Below are 16,057 nucleotides of genomic sequence, written 5' to 3'. Positions count from 1 at the left end.
TCAGATCGGCGTCGGTGCGAGGGCGCCGTTCTTCCGGGCGTTGGTGTCGAACTGCGTGCGGTACAGCTCGGCGTAGCGGCCACCGCGCGCGAGCAGTTCCTCATGGTTGCCGCGCTCGACGATCTGGCCTGCTTCGACGACAAGGATCAGGTCCGCGGAACGGATCGTCGACAACCGGTGAGCGATCACCACCGCAGTCCGCCCGGCGAGTGCTTCGCCGAGTGCTTCCTGAACCGCAGCTTCCGACGTCGAGTCGAGATGCGCGGTGGCCTCGTCCAAGATGACGACGCGAGGCTGGGCCAGGAGCAGGCGTGCGATGGTCAGGCGTTGACGCTCGCCGCCCGAGAGGCGGTATCCGCGTTCACCCACCACCGTCTCCAATCCGTCGGGTAGCGACGCAACCAGGTCGGTGAGCCGTGCGCGCTCCAGAACCTCACGCAGATCTTCTTCGGTGGCATCCGGTCGCGCGAGGAGCAGGTTGGATCGAAGGCTCTCGTGGAACAGGTGCCCGTCCTGCGTGACCATGCCGACGGTCTCCCGGATGGAATCGGCACTGAGGTCGCGGACGTCGACGCCGCCCAACTCGACCGAACCGGAGTCGATGTCGTAGAGGCGCGGAATCATCTGCGCCACGGTCGACTTTCCGGCACCGGACGTGCCGACCAAGGCGACCATCTGTCCTGCTTCGGTGCGGAACGACAGGTCGTGCAACACGTCCTCGCCGCCGCGGGTGTCGAGGATCGCGACTTCCTCCAGGGACGCGAGAGACACCTTGTCCGCGGATGGGTAAGCAAAAGTGACGTTCTTGAACTCGACGGACACCGGGCCCTGCGGCACCGTGCGTGCATCGGGCTTCTCGGTGATGAGCGGCGCCAGATCGAGAATCTCGAATACCCGCTCGAAGCTGACCAGGGCGCTCATGACGTCCACCCGGGCGCTGGCCAGTGCGGTCAACGGTGAGTACAGCCGCGTCAACAACAGTGCCATCGCCACGACGGCGCCGGCGTCCAACTGTCCGCGCAGCGCGTAGAAGCCGCCGAGTCCGTAGACGAGGGCAAGAGCAAGGGCCGAGACCAGCGTCAGTGCTGTGACGAAGACGGACTGCAGCATTGCGGTCCGGACTCCGATGTTGCGCACACGCCTGGCGCGAACCGCGAACTCCGCAGATTCTTGCGGCGGGCGGCCGAACAGCTTGACCAGAGTCGCGCCGGGAGCGGAGAACCGCTCCGTCATCTGGGTGCTCATGAGCGAATTATGGTTGGCTGCTTCACGATTGAGTGCTGCAAGTTTTGCGCCCATGCGCCGTGCGGGGATGACGAAGATCGGGAGAAGTAGCAGCGCGAGGACGGTGATCTGCCAGGAGATCCCGAGCATGACGATCAGCGTGATCACCAGGGTGACCAGATTGCTGACCACTCCGGACAAGGTGTCGCTGAAGGCGCGCTGAGCGCCGATGACGTCGTTGTTGAGACGGCTGACCAGTGCTCCGGTTCGAGTTCTGGTGAAGAACGCGATGGGCATCTTCTGGACGTGATCGAAGACGGTGGTGCGCAGATGCAGGATCAGGTCTTCGCCGATGCTGGCCGAGAGCCACCGGGTCAACAGGCCCAGAGCGGCTTCGAGAAGTGCTACCAGTGCGATCAGGGCGGCAAGTTTGACGACCACGTCGACGGCGTCGCCGCCGACTATCGCGTTGACCACACGCCCGGCCAGGACAGGTGTTGCCACGGCAAGCGCAGCAGTGACGACACTCAGTACGAGGTACCAGCTGAGGTTGCGTTTCTGTGGAACTGCGAACGTCGCGATCCGCTTCAGTGTCGCCTTCGAGAACGGGCGCCGATCTTCTTGCGCGTGCATCGCGTTGTACATCGCGTTCCACGCGGTGACTTCCATACTCATGACTTCGCCCCTCCGGTCGCCGGCCACGAAGATTACGTGGCCGGTACGACACGAAGGTAGAACCTCAACCAAACTTCAGGTCAAGTGCGGCCTCAGCGGGCCACGTCGACCACCACGCGAGGAGGGTCGCTGAGCGTCGTGACCGTGAACGGCTGCTTCTCGGTCACGCCGATGAACGACTGCGTGACTCCCTCGAAGACGTTGGACCCGTTGACCTCGGTCACGACTCCGCCGACGCCGGGGACCGGGTTGGGGCCGGAGTACTGCTCGACTCCGCTGTCGAAGGGATATGCGGAACCGTCGATCAGGACCTGGATCACTGCGGCACCCTTGATGTCCACGGGCTTACCGCTGCCTTCCTGCGTCGCCGCGTCGACGTACTTGACGCGCCAACCGGGTGTGCCGGTTCCGCCCATTTCGTAGACGACACGATCGAATCCGTCGTGCTCGCCCACTCTGATGTCGACGACGGTGAGCTTGGATTCGGTGCCCGCAGCCGACGTCTTGTCGGAGCTGTCCGTCGGGACTGGTTCTGTGGTCGACGCTGCTGCACTCGAGGTCGAGGTCGAGGTGACGGCCGAGGTGGCTGCCGTGGGAGTGGTCTCCGCGTCCTGCGAACAGGCAGTCAGGCTCACGCCCACTGCGATGGCAGCGACAGCGGCAAATGATCTCGTCCGGTTCGTTGTCATGACTCGATCGTAGGGCTCGCGTTATCGGGATCCGCGGCGGCGGTGCCCGGAGTTACCTAACCGATATCGCCGTCGACATAGAGCCACTTACCCTCTGTTCGCGCAAATCGACTGCGTTCGTGGAGCATTCCCCGCTCGCGTCCGAATGTGTAGTGAGCGCGAAATTCCACGACGCCGTCGGAATCGAACAGCCCGCCCCGTTCGGTGTCCAGGATCTCCAACCGGAGCCATTTCTGGTCGGGGTCGAGATCGAGTTGGGCTGGGCGATGGTCGGGATGCCAAGTCTGCGTGAGATATTCGTCGTCCATCACAGCGAAAGCCGTGTAACGCGAACGCATCAGGGTTTCGGCGGTCGGTGCGTGCGCTACTCCGCTGATGTACTTGCCGCAGCATTCGGCCAACGCGTTGCCGCTGCCGCACGGGCACGGATCGGTCGGATTGGGTGTGGTGGGGCGGCGCGAAGTCACCGCCCCATTACAGCACGCGAACTCAGACCAGTTTGTGTTCGCGGTTCTCCCAGTACGGTTTGCGGAGGTCGCGTTTGAGGATCTTTCCGGTGGGATTGCGGGGAAGAATCTCGACGACGTCGATACTGGTCGGGCACTTGAACTTTGCGAGGCGTTCCTGTGTATAGGTGATCAGTTCGGCTTCGTCGATCTGCGCTTCGGCAGTGAGAACCACGACAGCCTTGACGGTTTCACCCCAACGGTCGTCGGGAACGCCGATGACCGCGACCTCGGCGATTGCCGGATGCTCCACCAGTACTCGTTCGATCTCGGGGGAGTAGACGTTCTCGCCGCCGGTGATGATCATGTCCTTGAGGCGGTCCTCGACGAAGACGAAGCCGCCGGAGTCGGCGCGGCCCATGTCGCCGCTACGTAGCCACCCGTCTGCGGTAATCGTTTCGGCCGTCGCCTCAGGCTTGCCCAGGTATCCGGGTGTGCACTGTTCGGATCGCCACCACAGTTCACCGGTCGTTCCGGTGGGCACGTCCTCGAGCGTGACGGGGTCCACCACGCGCATCTCGACGCCGGGGATCGCCGTACCTGCTGATGCCATGCGCTCGACCTGCGACTCGTCGCGGTGAACGTCCGGCATCAACGCGGTAATGACGCCTGCCATTTCGGTCATGCCGTAGACCTGCACGAATTCGGTGTCCGGCCACGCTGCGAGTGCCGCGCGCAACAGTGGGAGCGGCATGGGGGCGGCGCCGTAGGTGATGCGTTTGAATGCTTTGAAGGCGGCGACCGCCTGCTCGCCTGCGGCCAGGACTCCGGCAATGACCGGTGGGACGAGAAAGGCGATGTTGGCTCCGGCGGCGAGACCGGCGAAGATCGACGGTCCGTCGGCTTCTCTCGTGAAGTAACAGCGGCCACCGGTGTGAATTGCCATGATGGCGTAGCACGTTCCGCCGACGTGGAACATCGGCATCGCGATCAAGAATCGGTGATCCTCGTGGGCCGGCAGGATTTCGAGGACATTGTTGCTGTGCGCGAACAGGTTTCGATGCGTGAGCTGGACACCCTTGGGGCGACCGGTCGTCCCGGAACTGTAGAGAACCAGAGCGGTGGCATCGGGGCTCACCTCGGGGCGGGAGTGCAGCGGTGTGACCTCGTCGATCCACGGCTCGAATTCGTCGTGTTCACCGCCGACGGCGAAGATCGATTCGACGGCCGTCAAGCGGTCTCGCATCGCGACGACCTGGGGGAGTAGTTCGCTGCCGACGAACAGAATGCGAGCGCCACAGTCCGCGAGAACGTAATCCAGCTCTTCGCTCGAAAGTCGCCAGTTGGGAACGACATTCGCGGCGCCGAGCAGTGAGGCGGCGTAGGTGACTTCGAGACAGGACAGATGATTCTTGTCGACGAACGCGACAGTGTCGCCGGCACCGATGCCTGATTCGGCGAGGGCGGCGGCGATACGCAAGATGCGGTCCCGCCACTGAGCCCACGTGAATTCGGTCCCTTGGAAGGTCATCGCTGCTTGATCAGGCTTGACCGTCGCCCAGTGCTCTAGCCGATCGAAAATGATTCCAGCGGTGGCGTCGGACATTCGGCCGCCTCTCTCGTGTGATTGGTGTCACAAGGTTAATGTGCGCCCGGTCTTCGTATCGCTGTTTCCAGTCAATGCGCACAAGCATGAGGGGTCGCATTCCCCCGACCCTGACCGGCTCGGCCGCAGATATCAGGGTGGTCCCCGATGGCGGGCGCGCCCGCCACCCGACAGGATGGAACCAACCATTGCGGGCGTCCGTGTTTTCACGGGCGCCCGTCACGCCCGCAAAGTAGCACCGAAGTGAACAGGAAAGGCGATCATGAGTTCGCACGCCCAGGATGTCGCGGCCCGCGCAGTCGGCCTGTCCAAGACCTACGGCACCGGAGATACCCAGGTGCACGCCCTCAGTTCGGTGTCCGCAGATTTCGCCCGCGGTGAGTTCACGGCGATCATGGGGCCGTCCGGTTCCGGTAAGTCGACGCTGATGCATTGCCTCGCCGGTCTGGATTCCGCCAGTTCGGGTTCTGTTCTCATCGGTGACACGGAACTCACGACGCTTTCCGACAAACAGATGACCCAATTGCGACGCGATCGCATCGGTTTCGTTTTCCAGGCGTTCAACCTGGTGCCGACCCTGACCGCGCTCGAGAACATCACGTTGCCGCTCGACATCGCGGGACGCAAAGCGGACCCGACCTGGTTGAACAGCGTCCTGACCAAGCTGGGTCTCGGGGATCGCCTCGATCATCGGCCGGGAGAGCTCTCGGGTGGTCAGCAGCAGCGTGTGGCGTGTGCGCGTGCGCTGGCGGGTCAGCCGGAGATCATCTTCGGCGACGAGCCGACCGGAAACCTCGATTCGAAGTCCTCCGGTGAGGTGCTCTCGATCCTGCGGGCGGCCGTCGACGAGTTCAACCAGACCGTGGTGATCGTGACGCACGATCCGCGGGCAGCGGCGTATGCCGACCGGGTGGTGTTCCTCGCGGACGGCAAGATCGTCGACGAATTGCGCGAGCCTACGGCGGATTCGGTCCTCGACCGGATGAAGCGTCTGGACGCTCCGCAGGCGGTCGTGAACGTGGAAGCCGGGGCTTGAGCACATGGCTTCGGTAAGTAACTCGCCGATGCGCAAGGTTTCCCTGCGCAACTTGGCGGCACACAAGGTGCGACTTGCGCTGACGGTTCTCTCCGTGGTGCTTGGCACGGCTTTTGTCGCGGGGTCGTTCGTTTTCACCGACACCCTCCAGAAGACTTTCGATTCGATCTTCGAGAACACCGCCCAGGGCGTCGACGTCCGGGTATCGATGGAAGAGCGCAACACCAGTGGCGTCCCGGTCGAGGATGTCGACAAACTTGCCGCAGTCGACGGCGTTCGAGCGGTAGCCCCGGCCGTCAGTGGACAGATCGTCCTGATCAACGCAGACGGCGGCGCTGTTCAGACCGGCGGCGCGCCGAGTATCGGTCAGTCCTACCTACCGCCGGGCCAGGCGATTGCCGAACCCGACACCTTCGTCGAGGGCGCGCCTCCGACGCAGACCGGTCAGGTCGCGCTGAACACCAGCGCCGCCGAGCGAGCCGGACTGAAGGTGGGGGACTCCGCCAAGGTTCTGGCACCGGCCCGCGGAATCGTGGACGTGACGTTGTCCGGTATCTACGAGGGGGCGGGCAGTGACACCGGCGGGTTCATCGGCGCGCTCTTCACCGACGAGCAGGCCCGTGGACTCTTCACCGACGGCCAACACGTCGAGTACATCGACGTCGCGGGCGACGGGGTGTCGCAGACGGAACTGCAGCAACGCGTCGAGCAGGTTTTCCCCGATCTCAAGGTGCAGACCGGCGACCAGGTTCGTGAGGAGACCAAGGCCGAGGTCGACTCGGCGCTGAGCTTCATCAACTACTTCCTGTTGGCGTTCGGCGCGATTGCTCTGCTCGTCGGAACGTTCATCATCTACAACACCTTCTCGATGATCGTGGCGCAGCGTCTTCGTGAGCTGGCGCTGCTGCGTGCGATCGGTGCGAGCCGAGCGCAGGTCGGCCGTTCGGTGGTCACCGAGGCGCTCGTGGTCGGACTCATCGGCAGCATCATCGGTCTGCTCGGCGGTATCGGTCTCGCCTACGGATTGCGCAGTCTCCTCAACACATTCGACGTCGGTCTGCCGGAAGGCCCGCTCCAGGTGGGTGCCCGCACGATCATCGTCGCGTTGGTGGTCGGCGTCGTCGTCACGACGCTCAGCGCTTACGCCCCGGCTCGTCGTGCGTCGAAGATCCCGCCGGTGGCGGCCATGCGTGAGGAGTTCGCCTCCACCGGCGACTCACTGCGAGTGCGGACGTTGATCGGTGCGATTCTCGGCGTGATCGGTGTGGCACTGCTCGTGTTCGGCTCTCGCGGTACCGGCGGCGGCGCGGCGCTGATCGTAGGCCTCGGTGCGTTCTCGTTGATCATCGCGGTGCTTCTCGGGGCTCCCGCGCTGTCGCGGCCGATCGTCGGCGCGCTCGGTGCCGTGTTCGCCAAGCCGTTCGGTGCCATCGGGCGATTGGCTCGTACCAATGCGGTGCGCAATCCCCGTCGCACGGCCGCAACGGCATTCGCGTTGACTCTCGGTCTGATGCTGGTGACGGTCATCGGAGTGTTCGGTTCCTCGGCCAAGGCGAGCATCAATGCTCTTGTCGACGTGGGTGTTTCGGCCGACTACATCCTGACCGGTCCCAACGCGATCGGCGTGCCGCGAGGTGCGGCCGACGCGGTCCGACAAGTGCCCGACGTGCAGAGCGCGACGTCGTTGCACGGAGTGCGTGCGAAGGTCGACGGTGAGGACGAGCAGGGCGCTTCGTTCGACGGCCCGATCGAAGGCGTGCTCGAATACAAGATCCTCGAGGGCACGGTCGATCTGACCGGCAACAACATGCTCGTCTCGAAGTCGACTGCGGACGACAAGGGCTGGACTGTGGGTTCGACCCAGACGTTGACCGGTCCCGGCGGCGTCGAGTACCAGACGGTTGTCGCGGGAGTGTTCGAGGACAACCAGCTGATCGGCTCGTGGATCGTCTCGGACGAGGCGTATCGGAAGCTGATGCCGGCCGAGAGTCTGCCGGACTTCGTGGTTCTGGTGAAGGCGAAGCCTGGCGCGGATCTGACAACGCTGCGATCCGAGCTCGAAACGGCCACGGAGAAGTACGTCGTCGTCCAGGTGCAGGATCGTGAGGAGTTCAAGGGAACTCAGGGCCAGCAGATCAACACGTTGTTGGCGATCCTCTACGGACTGCTTGCACTCGCGGTCGTGATCGCAATCCTGGGCATCATCAACACCCTGGCACTCTCGGTGGTCGAGCGGCGACGAGAAATCGGAATGCTGCGAGCTGTCGGCATGCAGCGCGGACAGATGCGACGCACGATCTACCTCGAGTCGGTGCTCATCGCGGTGTACGGCGCGGCGGTCGGAGTTGTTCTCGGCATCGCGTTCGGTTGGGCCTTCGTGAGCACTCTCGCGGATCAGGGCCTCGACAAGATCACGATCCCGTGGGGTCAGGTGGTCGGAATGCTGATCGGCTCGGGTGTGGTGGGTGTCTTGGCGGCGCTGTGGCCGGCCAACCGAGCGGCCAAGACAAAGCCGCTGGAGGCGATTGCAGACATGTAGGGCCTTCGGCCCCCGTGCGCACTTTTGGTAGCGGTAACAGCCGAAAGTGCGCACGGTACCGTTGCCACATGAGCACCCTTCAAGAAGTCGGCGAACGTGAATCCTGGCGCTGCTGGCTGTGTGATGAACCGGTCGATCCCGACATGTCCGTCAATGATCCGCGCGGCCCGAGTATCGACAGCATCAACACCGCAAAAAAGGGTGGCAAGACCAAAGGTGGCGTCGAACGCTTGGCGCACCGCGCATGCAACACCAAGAAGGGTGCGGTCAAACCTGTTGTGGAATGGCCGGATCGGCTGTTCGTCGTGGATCCCGCCCCGATCATCGGGGTCGTGGAGCAGCTCGAGCGCAAGGGTGGCCGCGTCGCCGTCGCTCGCTGCCCCGGCAAGGACGACGCCCAGGAAGCGTCGGATTGGCTGATCGATCGGTTGTCGCGTCTGGCTCCCGCGTTGAATGTCGAAACAAGCATCGACGCCGCGGGCGGGGGTTACCTGTTGGTCCTGAAAACCGTGTAGGAGGTCGGCCCCGAGTGCCGTCTTTTGCGGTACCTGTTCCGCCTCCATAGCTGTCGGGGTACGGTCGAACCGAACATGAATCCGGTTTCGAGTGCGAAGGAATCCCGATGAACCTGGCATTGACCGACGAGGAACTAGCGTTCCGCGACGAGATGCGGACGTTCTTCCGTACGCAAATCCCCGCGGACATCAGGGAGGCGTACGCCCACGGCGAGGAGTTGGGGCGCGACCGTATGGTCGAGGCGCAGCAGATCCTCAACGCTCACGGTCTGGCGGTACCGCACTGGCCGGTCGAGTGGGGCGGCAAGGACTGGACCCCGGTCCAGCACAACATCTGGCTCGACGAACTGCAGCTTGCGTCGGTTCCCGAACCGTTGGCGTTCAACGCCAACATGGTCGGTCCGGTCATCGCGGCCTTCGGCTCGCAGGAGCAGAAGGAGAAGTTCCTTCCGGCGACTGCGAACCTCGACATCTGGTGGTGCCAGGGATTCTCCGAACCCGAGGCCGGTTCCGATCTCGCTTCGCTCAAGACTCGCGCGGTCCGCGACGGAGACGACTGGGTCATCAACGGCCAGAAGACGTGGACGACGCTGGGACAGTACGCCGACTGGATTTTCTGCCTCGTGCGCACCAATCCCGATGCGCCCAAGCGTCAGGCCGGCATCTCGTTCATCCTTGTCGATCTGAAGACGCCTGGCGTCACGGTCCGCCCGATCAAGCTGATCGACGGCGGCTACGAGGTCAACGAAGTGTTCTTCGAGGACGTCCGCGTTCCGGGAGAGAACCTGGTCGGTGAAGAGAACCAGGGCTGGGGCTACGCCAAGTTCCTGCTCGGCAACGAGCGCACCGGTGTCACCCGCGTCGGGTTCTCGAAGGTTCGTCTGGCCCAGGCCAAGGCCCGCGCTGCCGAGGTCAAGGTCGGCAACGGAACACTGCTCGAAGATCCGCTCTTCGCTGCGCGCCTCGCCGAACTCGAAAACGAATTGCTTGCCCTCGAGCTCACTCAGCTCCGGGTGGTCGCCAGTTCCGCTGACGGCCAGCCGAACCCGGCGTCGTCGCTGCTCAAGCTTCGTGGCTCCGAATTGCAGCAGGCGAGCGTCGAACTGCTGATGGACGTGGCCGGCCCTGATTCACTGCCGTACGACGCGGGCAGCGACATCGCCTCCGCGAGCTGGGCGCAGCACACTGCCCCGACGTACCTGAACTACCGCAAGGTATCCATCTACAGCGGATCGAGCGAAGTGCAGCGCAGCATCATCGCCTCCTCGATCCTCGGATTGTGAGGCGTGGCATGGACTTCGAACTCAACGACGAACAAAAACTTCTCCGCGACACCACCAAGGATCTCCTCGCGCGTAGCTACGACGCCGAGAAGCGCAACGCGATCATCGACTCCGATCCCGGGTGGAGCCCGCAGGTCTGGAAGCAGTTGGCCGAGGTCGGCTTGCTCGGCCTGACATTCTCCGAGGACGACGGCGGCATGGACGCCGGCCCAGTGGAAATCGGCGCGGTCATGACCGAGATCGGTCGACGCTTGGCACCCGAGCCGCTACTCGACGCGGTCGTGACGCCGGGCGGGCTCATCTCCGAAGGGGGCAGCGCAGAGCAGCGCTCGTCGATTCTTCCCGGAGTGGCCGAGGGCACCACGTTCCTCGCGTTCGCCGACCAGGAACCCGGAATCCGTTGGCCGGCAACCGAACGGGCTACCGCGGCGGCCCAGGTCGACGGCGGCTGGACCATCACCGGTATCAAGAATCCCGTCGGCCACGGCGCGACGGCGGACATCTTGGTCGTGAGCGCTGCGCTCCCCGGCGGTGGCGTCGGACTGTTCCTCGTCAAGAGCGATGCCTCCGGTTTGGTACGCAAGTCCTACGCCACTCACGACGGGTTGCGCGGGGCGCAGATCGAGTTCACCGATACGCCGGCCGAAGCACTCGGTGAGGGCGGTGACGCTACTGCTCTGATCCAGGCCGCGCAGATCCGTGAGCAGGCCGCGCTGTGCGCCGAGGCTGTCGGAGCGATGGAAGAGGCGCTACGCCTGACCACCGAATACCTCAAGACGCGTAAGCAATTCGGGGTTCCCCTCGCAAAGTTCCAGACACTGACACACCGCGCCGCCGACCTGTACGTCTCGCTCGAGTTGGCACGCAGCATGAGTCTGTACGCAACGATGTCCCTTGCCGACGGCGTCGTCGATCCAGTGATCGCTTCGCGGGTGAAGTTGCAAATCGGGCGTTCGGCTCGGCTCATCGGCCAGGAGGCGATCCAGATGCATGGTGGTATCGGTATGACCGCGGAGTACCCGGTGGGGCACTACGTGAGCCGACTCGTCGCCATCGAGCACACCCTCGGCAGCACCGAAGATCACCTCCGGGTGTTGGCCGCCGGTGTGGCTGATCACGAGATGGTCAGCGTGGTCTGATCTTTCACGAACAACGAAGGGGCCGCATTCCGTTCTGAACTGGTCCCCGATTGTTGGACTGGCCAAACAAGAGTCTAGGCGGCGAGGGTCTGGGTTCGGTATTGCACCGGACTCAGGCCCTCGAGCCTTGTGGAGACACGTTCGGTGTTGTACCAGGGGATGTACTCCTCCAGTGCCCTAACCAGCGCATCTATGTTGAAGTATCGAACGTGGTGAAAGACTTCCTCTTTGAGATGGCCGAAGAAATTCTCGATCACGGCGTTGTCGAAGCAGTTGCCCTTCCTCGACATCGACTGGGTCGCACCGGAATCGGCGAGCAGACGCCGCCAGGACATGTGCTGGTATTGAAACCCTTGATCCGAGTGCACCATTGGCGCTTGCCCGTCTTCGAGGGACTCAATCGCCGCACGCAGGGAACTGTTAGTCAGCTGCAGGTTCGGTGACGTACCGACCGAGTAGGAAATGATTTGTCGGTCGAAAAGGTCCATCACCGGCGAGAGATACAACTTCTGTTCACCGACACGGAATTCGGTGACGTCGGTGACCCACTTCTGATTAGGCGCGCTGGCGAAGAAGTCGCGATCGAGCACATTCGGTGCAATCTTGCCGACCTCGCTCCGATAGGAGTTGTACTTCTTCTTCCGCCGCACCTGGCAACGCAGCCCGAGTTCCCGCATCAGCTTGAGCACGGTCTTCTTCGCCACCTGCCATCCGGACCGGGTCAGCACACAGTGGATGCGGCGATGCCCGTACCGGCCGTGGGCCCTGTCGAATTCCTCCGTGATCGCGGTCTTCAACTCGGCGCGGCGGTCCGGATCGCGCAGTCGCGCCTGATGGTAAAAGAACGTGGACCGGGCGAGCCCGGACACGGCGAGAAGCACCTCGAGGTGGTACTGCGCCTTGAGGGAGACGACGGCACGGACCTTCACCGTCGTTCCTGCGCCCTCAAGGCGCGCAATTTTCCCAGATACGCGACCTCCGCCCGCAATCGCTCATTCTCAGCCCGCAACCGCGCCACCTCGCTCGGTACCGATCGAGCAGATCCCGGCGGGCGTCCTACACGTTTCGACCGCAACCCGTCTTCGCCCTCGTTGCGGTACTTCCGCGCCCATGTTTCGATCAACTTCGGAGAGGACAAGCCGAACTCGCGGGCGAGCGCAACCTTCGTCTCGCCGGCCAGGAAACGCTGCACCACCTCGACCTTGAACTCGAAGGAGAACGCCCGCTTATTAGGCATGGTCACCAACGCTCCTATGCCTCGAACACACCACCGGTCGTGCAAACGGCTCACTGCAGACAGGCTCACTCCCAACTGTGCAGCGACCGCCTGCCTGCCTAATCTTGCCTCGAACAACGCTACCGCTTCGCCGCGCTGAACCTCAGTCAACGAACTTCGTGCACGCATAAAACTGCTCCCCAAGCGTCGGAACTGAATTTCTCAGTCCAACTCCTGGGGAGCAGTTCATTCCAAGGATGCGGCCCCTTCGTCGTTCAGCGGTGATTACGCAGGACGTCCAAGCGGAGTCGGCGCTGCTCGATGTTGACGGCGCTGTCGGTGAATGCTTGTTGCCACCCGGGGTCGCTCGTTCGTGCCGCCGCGTCCTGCAGAAGCGGTACTGCGTCGAAAGGGAAGCGCGCCTGCACGCTTCGCAGGGTGGAAAAGTGACTGTGACGCGAGTGGATGCCCAAGTCCTCACCCGTCGCAGCATGATCCAGAGCTTCGTTCTCCAAGGCATTCAACAACTTTTCGGCGACGGCCAGGGGCCATGGGCGGTCGATGCCGTCGAGCAGTGCGCTGCCGTCGACGCCCAGAAGGTACTCGTCCGCGTGTCCGGCGACGATGTACTCGACACGCTCGCGTGGGTCCGCGATGGCGACGATTCTCCGGTCCGTCGTGCGCCCGTCCCGCTCCAGAAATGCCGATGCCCACGCGGTGTTCTTCTGGAGAACGGTTGCGGCAGTCCATGATTCGATCATCACCGCGCGCCATTGCTTCTCGATGGGGATGGTGAGGGCCTCGCGTGGCGAACCGGCCATAGATTCCCACAGAGTCAGCGGAGTGGCGGTCACGACTTGCCGTAACCACCATCGCCGGATGCCCTTGTTCTTGTAGTGGACGTCTTCGATGCCGTCACGAAATGCGAGGTCGTCGAGCGAGCCGGGCAATCGGACGGCAAGGCGCGGCCGCAAGGGCTTCGTCTCGAGCCGCACCCAGGACCGAGCCCGAGTGACCATTCGAGAGGCAAACGGAGATCGGGGGAGTTGCCGTAGTAGTTGAATTGCACGCTCACGGACCCGCACGGCTGGATCGTCGAGTGCACGCTCGAGGAGCGCGTAGTCGTGTTCACCCAGCCCGACGTCGAGATGGTCGAGGAAGTGCAGCCGGCTTGCCGTGGCCTCGTCGTCCCAAGCGATCTCGAGCTCTTCGCTCGCCAGTTCCGGGTCGACCGTACGTATGTAATCGAACCAGGCCGTACGGTCGTCCGGATCGGGCGAAAGCCACAGCTCGTCCCGGCGTGATCCGATTCGTCGTAGCTGGGCCCAATCCGGGTTCTGCTCCGCCAGGTACTGCCCGCGTCGACCGGCGAGGCGAAGTAGCGCCTCGCGGTGCTCGGGATACTTCAGCGCGGCTTCCATGAAGAGCGGGACACTGGCCGCGGGCGCGAGGAATCCGCGTTGGTCGGCCATCGCGAACCATTCCGCGAGAGTCCAGGAACGTACCTGCAACAAAGACTGGAGTTGTTCGATCGCGAGATCTGGAAGCAGCGGTTGAACTGCTGGATCAGTCTTCGGTGCGCGCGAGTGACCTGCGTGCGCGTCTGATCGCAGGGAGGTCACCCGCCTACGGTATGGCAGAGGTACGTCGACTTTGGGGGCAGGGTCGGCCTGGGCTCACACACGGTGTCCCGGCCGCGTGCTCACGCTCAGTCGTGTTCGGTCCGCACGGAAGAGGTCTACCGAGTACTCGACGGGACGCTCATGCTGGTCGTAGCCGATTCGTTCCAGCTTGAGCACCGGGGCCGGCATCGGTTGTCCGAGAAGCGTCGACACCGAGGAGCTGACTTCTGCCAGTTCGATGGATTCGTCGGTGGCCGAGATGTCGATTCCGAATTTGCAACGCAGGGCTTCGTAGACGGAATCCATGTGCGTTCTGAGCAGATCGCGGCATCCGGGGTCGCCCAGATACATCCGTTCCAGCGACAACGTGTCACCGTCGGCAAATCGTAAGCGCAACAAGGAAATCACATCGCGGTCTGGGGAAACTCCGAGTATCTGGGCGGCTCGCGGGCTGGGTCGCTCCAGACGTGCTGACAGCACTCTGGTGCCATCCTGGAATCCTTGTTCCTGGAGCATTTGCGGTACGCCCATGACTGTATTCAGATTTCGGGACAGTCGTCGGCTGGCACACAGGGATCGTGCGTTCTCCGGAGTGGGGGCGTCTGCGTGGACGCTGGTGAGAAAGGCGCCGCCTGCTCGGCCTTTGACCCGATGTACCAATCCTTCACGTTCCAGCGCGTCGAGTGCGCTGCGCACTGTCGTGCGAGATGTCCCCAGTCGTGCTGCCAGTTCGCGCTCGGGCGGGAATTTGCCCACGGAGCGTCCTTCGAGTTCCTGAGCGAGCCGTAACAGCGCAGATCGAGTCTGCTCCATCATCGACATATGGCGTGACCTCGCAATACGGCAGTTCGTTGAACCCCAAAACTAGTGAGGCACCCGATCCACCACAACACGAAGTGTGATCTGTAACACGCCGTTAACAATTGGTGAGAGAACCAGAAATGGTCTAGCCCGAATCTCTGGGGAGTCCGAAGTCGTCGGTTTCGGACTCCTATTCAGGGAATGGAGGGCACCAGCAGTGAATCGAATGCTTTCGACCCGTGCCGAGATTGCGTTGGCGATTACTCGAGAAGCAGGAGATCTTGCCAGGCACTGGTTCGACAAGTCGACGCTTCGGGTCGACACGAAGTCGGATGGATCGCCAGTCACCCAGGCTGATCAAGAGATCGAACAGATGATTCGCGATGCTTTGTCCGAGAACTTCCCCGATGACGGCATCATGGGCGAGGAGTTCGACGACGTCGTGGGTTCGAGCGGAAATCGGTGGATCATCGACCCGATCGACGGAACGAAGTCGTTTGTCCACTCGGTGCCGCTCTATGCGAACCTCCTCGCATACGAAGAGGCGGGTGAAATCACATTCGGGGCGATCAATCTGCCCAGCGCCGGTGTGCTCGTGTCAGCAGAAAAGGGCGGTGGATGCTGGAGAAACGACGAGCCCGCCGCTGTCTCCGACCGGACGGATCTCGACGGCGCGTATCTGATGGCCACGTGGCTCGAGGACTGGAAGCCGGATACGATCCGCGATCTCAACTCGCGGGGCGTCATTCTCCGCACCTGGGGTGACGCGTACGGCTATGCGATGGTCGCCTGCGGGCACGCCGATGCGATCGTCGATTATACGACCAAGGCATACGACCTCGCGCCGATGCCGGTGATCATCGAAGAGGCGGGTGGTCGCTTCTCGAGTCTCGACGGTCGTCGGAACTTCGACTGTGGCAACGGAATTGCATCGAACGCTCATCTGCACGACTCCATTCGCCAGCTCGTCAACTGAGGGAAGGTCCGATGAAGGATTTCATCCGCGGGCTCAGTCACCGAAAGATCATGGTGTTCTTCGGGTCCGTTTACGGTATTGCGCTGCTGTTTGCACTTTTCCCGCCCCTTTATCTCTGGGGCAGTGGGGTTTCGACGCTGGTGTTCGGAATCCCGTTCAGCATCATGTACTGGATTCTCGACGCGTTGGTTCTCGGGTTGGGCCTGTGGGGCTTGTACAGGGTCGAAGACCTTCGCGGTGAACTCGACGAAGAGCTGGCGCTGACGCCGGCCGGTCCGAATGGAGAATGA

The 16,057-nt window shown here is 63.0% G+C and carries 15 protein-coding genes and 1 pseudogene; 7 read left to right on the top strand and 9 right to left on the bottom strand.

What is annotated here, in order from left to right; translation table 11 throughout:
• From M0639_RS19830 to M0639_RS19815, 4 genes are all read right to left on the bottom strand, one after another.
• Complete coding sequence (locus M0639_RS19830) at positions 1–1,899, bottom strand: ABC transporter ATP-binding protein (protein ID WP_064075777.1); 1,899 nt, start codon at positions 1,897–1,899, stop codon at positions 1–3.
• A 92-nt stretch (positions 1,900–1,991) separates the two neighbouring features.
• Entirely contained in the window at positions 1,992–2,588 is a 597-nt protein-coding gene (locus M0639_RS19825) for an AMIN-like domain-containing (lipo)protein (protein WP_007736169.1), read from the bottom strand.
• 56 nt (positions 2,589–2,644) lie between these two features.
• Positions 2,645–3,055, bottom strand: a complete 411-nt coding sequence (locus M0639_RS19820) for a YchJ family protein (protein ID WP_007736170.1) — start codon at positions 3,053–3,055, stop codon at positions 2,645–2,647.
• Between the two features lie 22 nt (positions 3,056–3,077).
• Positions 3,078–4,640: a long-chain-fatty-acid--CoA ligase gene (locus M0639_RS19815; protein WP_064075778.1), complete on the bottom strand. Its 1,563-nt coding sequence runs from the start codon at positions 4,638–4,640 to the stop codon at positions 3,078–3,080.
• 262 nt (positions 4,641–4,902) lie between these two features.
• On the opposite strand from M0639_RS19815, the gene M0639_RS19810 reads away from it, so the two are divergent.
• The 5 genes from M0639_RS19810 to M0639_RS19790 all read left to right on the top strand — a co-directional run bounded on the left by M0639_RS19810 (position 4,903) and on the right by M0639_RS19790 (position 11,152).
• Positions 4,903–5,676 carry an ABC transporter ATP-binding protein gene (locus tag M0639_RS19810; protein ID WP_003945134.1) on the top strand — a complete coding sequence of 258 codons (774 nt, stop codon included), beginning with the start codon at positions 4,903–4,905 and terminating at the stop codon, positions 5,674–5,676.
• A gap of 4 nt (positions 5,677–5,680) precedes the next feature.
• Positions 5,681–8,215 carry an ABC transporter permease gene (locus M0639_RS19805; protein WP_019749299.1) on the top strand — a complete coding sequence of 845 codons (2,535 nt, stop codon included), beginning with the start codon at positions 5,681–5,683 and terminating at the stop codon, positions 8,213–8,215.
• 68 nt (positions 8,216–8,283) lie between these two features.
• Complete coding sequence (locus M0639_RS19800; protein ID WP_007736175.1) at positions 8,284–8,730, top strand: hypothetical protein; 447 nt, start codon at positions 8,284–8,286, stop codon at positions 8,728–8,730.
• A 107-nt stretch (positions 8,731–8,837) separates the two neighbouring features.
• Positions 8,838–10,013, top strand: a complete 1,176-nt coding sequence (locus M0639_RS19795) for an acyl-CoA dehydrogenase family protein (protein WP_007736177.1) — start codon at positions 8,838–8,840, stop codon at positions 10,011–10,013.
• An 8-nt stretch (positions 10,014–10,021) separates the two neighbouring features.
• The gene (locus M0639_RS19790; protein ID WP_030536908.1) at positions 10,022–11,152 is read left to right on the top strand and encodes an acyl-CoA dehydrogenase family protein; all 1,131 of its coding nucleotides are present in this window, start codon (positions 10,022–10,024) and stop codon (positions 11,150–11,152) included.
• 74 nt (positions 11,153–11,226) lie between these two features.
• Here the strand turns inward: M0639_RS19790 and M0639_RS19785 are convergent, their stop codons facing one another.
• The 5 genes and pseudogenes from M0639_RS19785 to M0639_RS19765 form a co-directional block, all read right to left on the bottom strand.
• Positions 11,227–12,081, bottom strand: coding sequence for an IS3 family transposase (locus tag M0639_RS19785; RefSeq protein WP_054802612.1), 855 nt, complete (start codon positions 12,079–12,081; stop codon positions 11,227–11,229).
• A complete protein-coding gene (locus tag M0639_RS19780; protein WP_231915251.1) occupies positions 12,078–12,389 on the bottom strand; it encodes a helix-turn-helix domain-containing protein in 312 nt (103 codons plus the stop codon). The genes M0639_RS19785 and M0639_RS19780 overlap by 4 nt, the downstream gene beginning before the upstream one ends.
• Positions 12,390–12,455: 66 nt before the next feature.
• Positions 12,456–12,557: pseudogene (locus M0639_RS19775) on the bottom strand (hypothetical protein); the annotation flags it as partial.
• Between the two features lie 86 nt (positions 12,558–12,643).
• Positions 12,644–13,990, bottom strand: a complete 1,347-nt coding sequence (locus tag M0639_RS19770) for a DUF5691 domain-containing protein (RefSeq protein ID WP_064075506.1) — start codon at positions 13,988–13,990, stop codon at positions 12,644–12,646.
• 54 nt (positions 13,991–14,044) lie between these two features.
• The gene (locus M0639_RS19765) at positions 14,045–14,806 is read right to left on the bottom strand and encodes a GntR family transcriptional regulator (protein WP_172403418.1); all 762 of its coding nucleotides are present in this window, start codon (positions 14,804–14,806) and stop codon (positions 14,045–14,047) included.
• 211 nt (positions 14,807–15,017) lie between these two features.
• Here M0639_RS19765 and M0639_RS19760 point away from each other — a divergent pair, with 211 nt between their 5' ends.
• Both M0639_RS19760 and M0639_RS19755 read left to right on the top strand, forming a co-directional pair.
• The gene (locus tag M0639_RS19760; RefSeq protein ID WP_052416997.1) at positions 15,018–15,767 is read left to right on the top strand and encodes an inositol monophosphatase family protein; all 750 of its coding nucleotides are present in this window, start codon (positions 15,018–15,020) and stop codon (positions 15,765–15,767) included.
• An 11-nt stretch (positions 15,768–15,778) separates the two neighbouring features.
• A complete protein-coding gene (locus tag M0639_RS19755; protein ID WP_042450330.1) occupies positions 15,779–16,057 on the top strand; it encodes a hypothetical protein in 279 nt (92 codons plus the stop codon).

It is taken from the genome of Rhodococcus qingshengii JCM 15477 (assembly GCF_023221595.1).
GTDB lineage: Bacteria > Actinomycetota > Actinomycetes > Mycobacteriales > Mycobacteriaceae > Rhodococcus_F > Rhodococcus_F qingshengii.
This window is presented reverse-complemented; position numbering and strand designations above follow the sequence as displayed.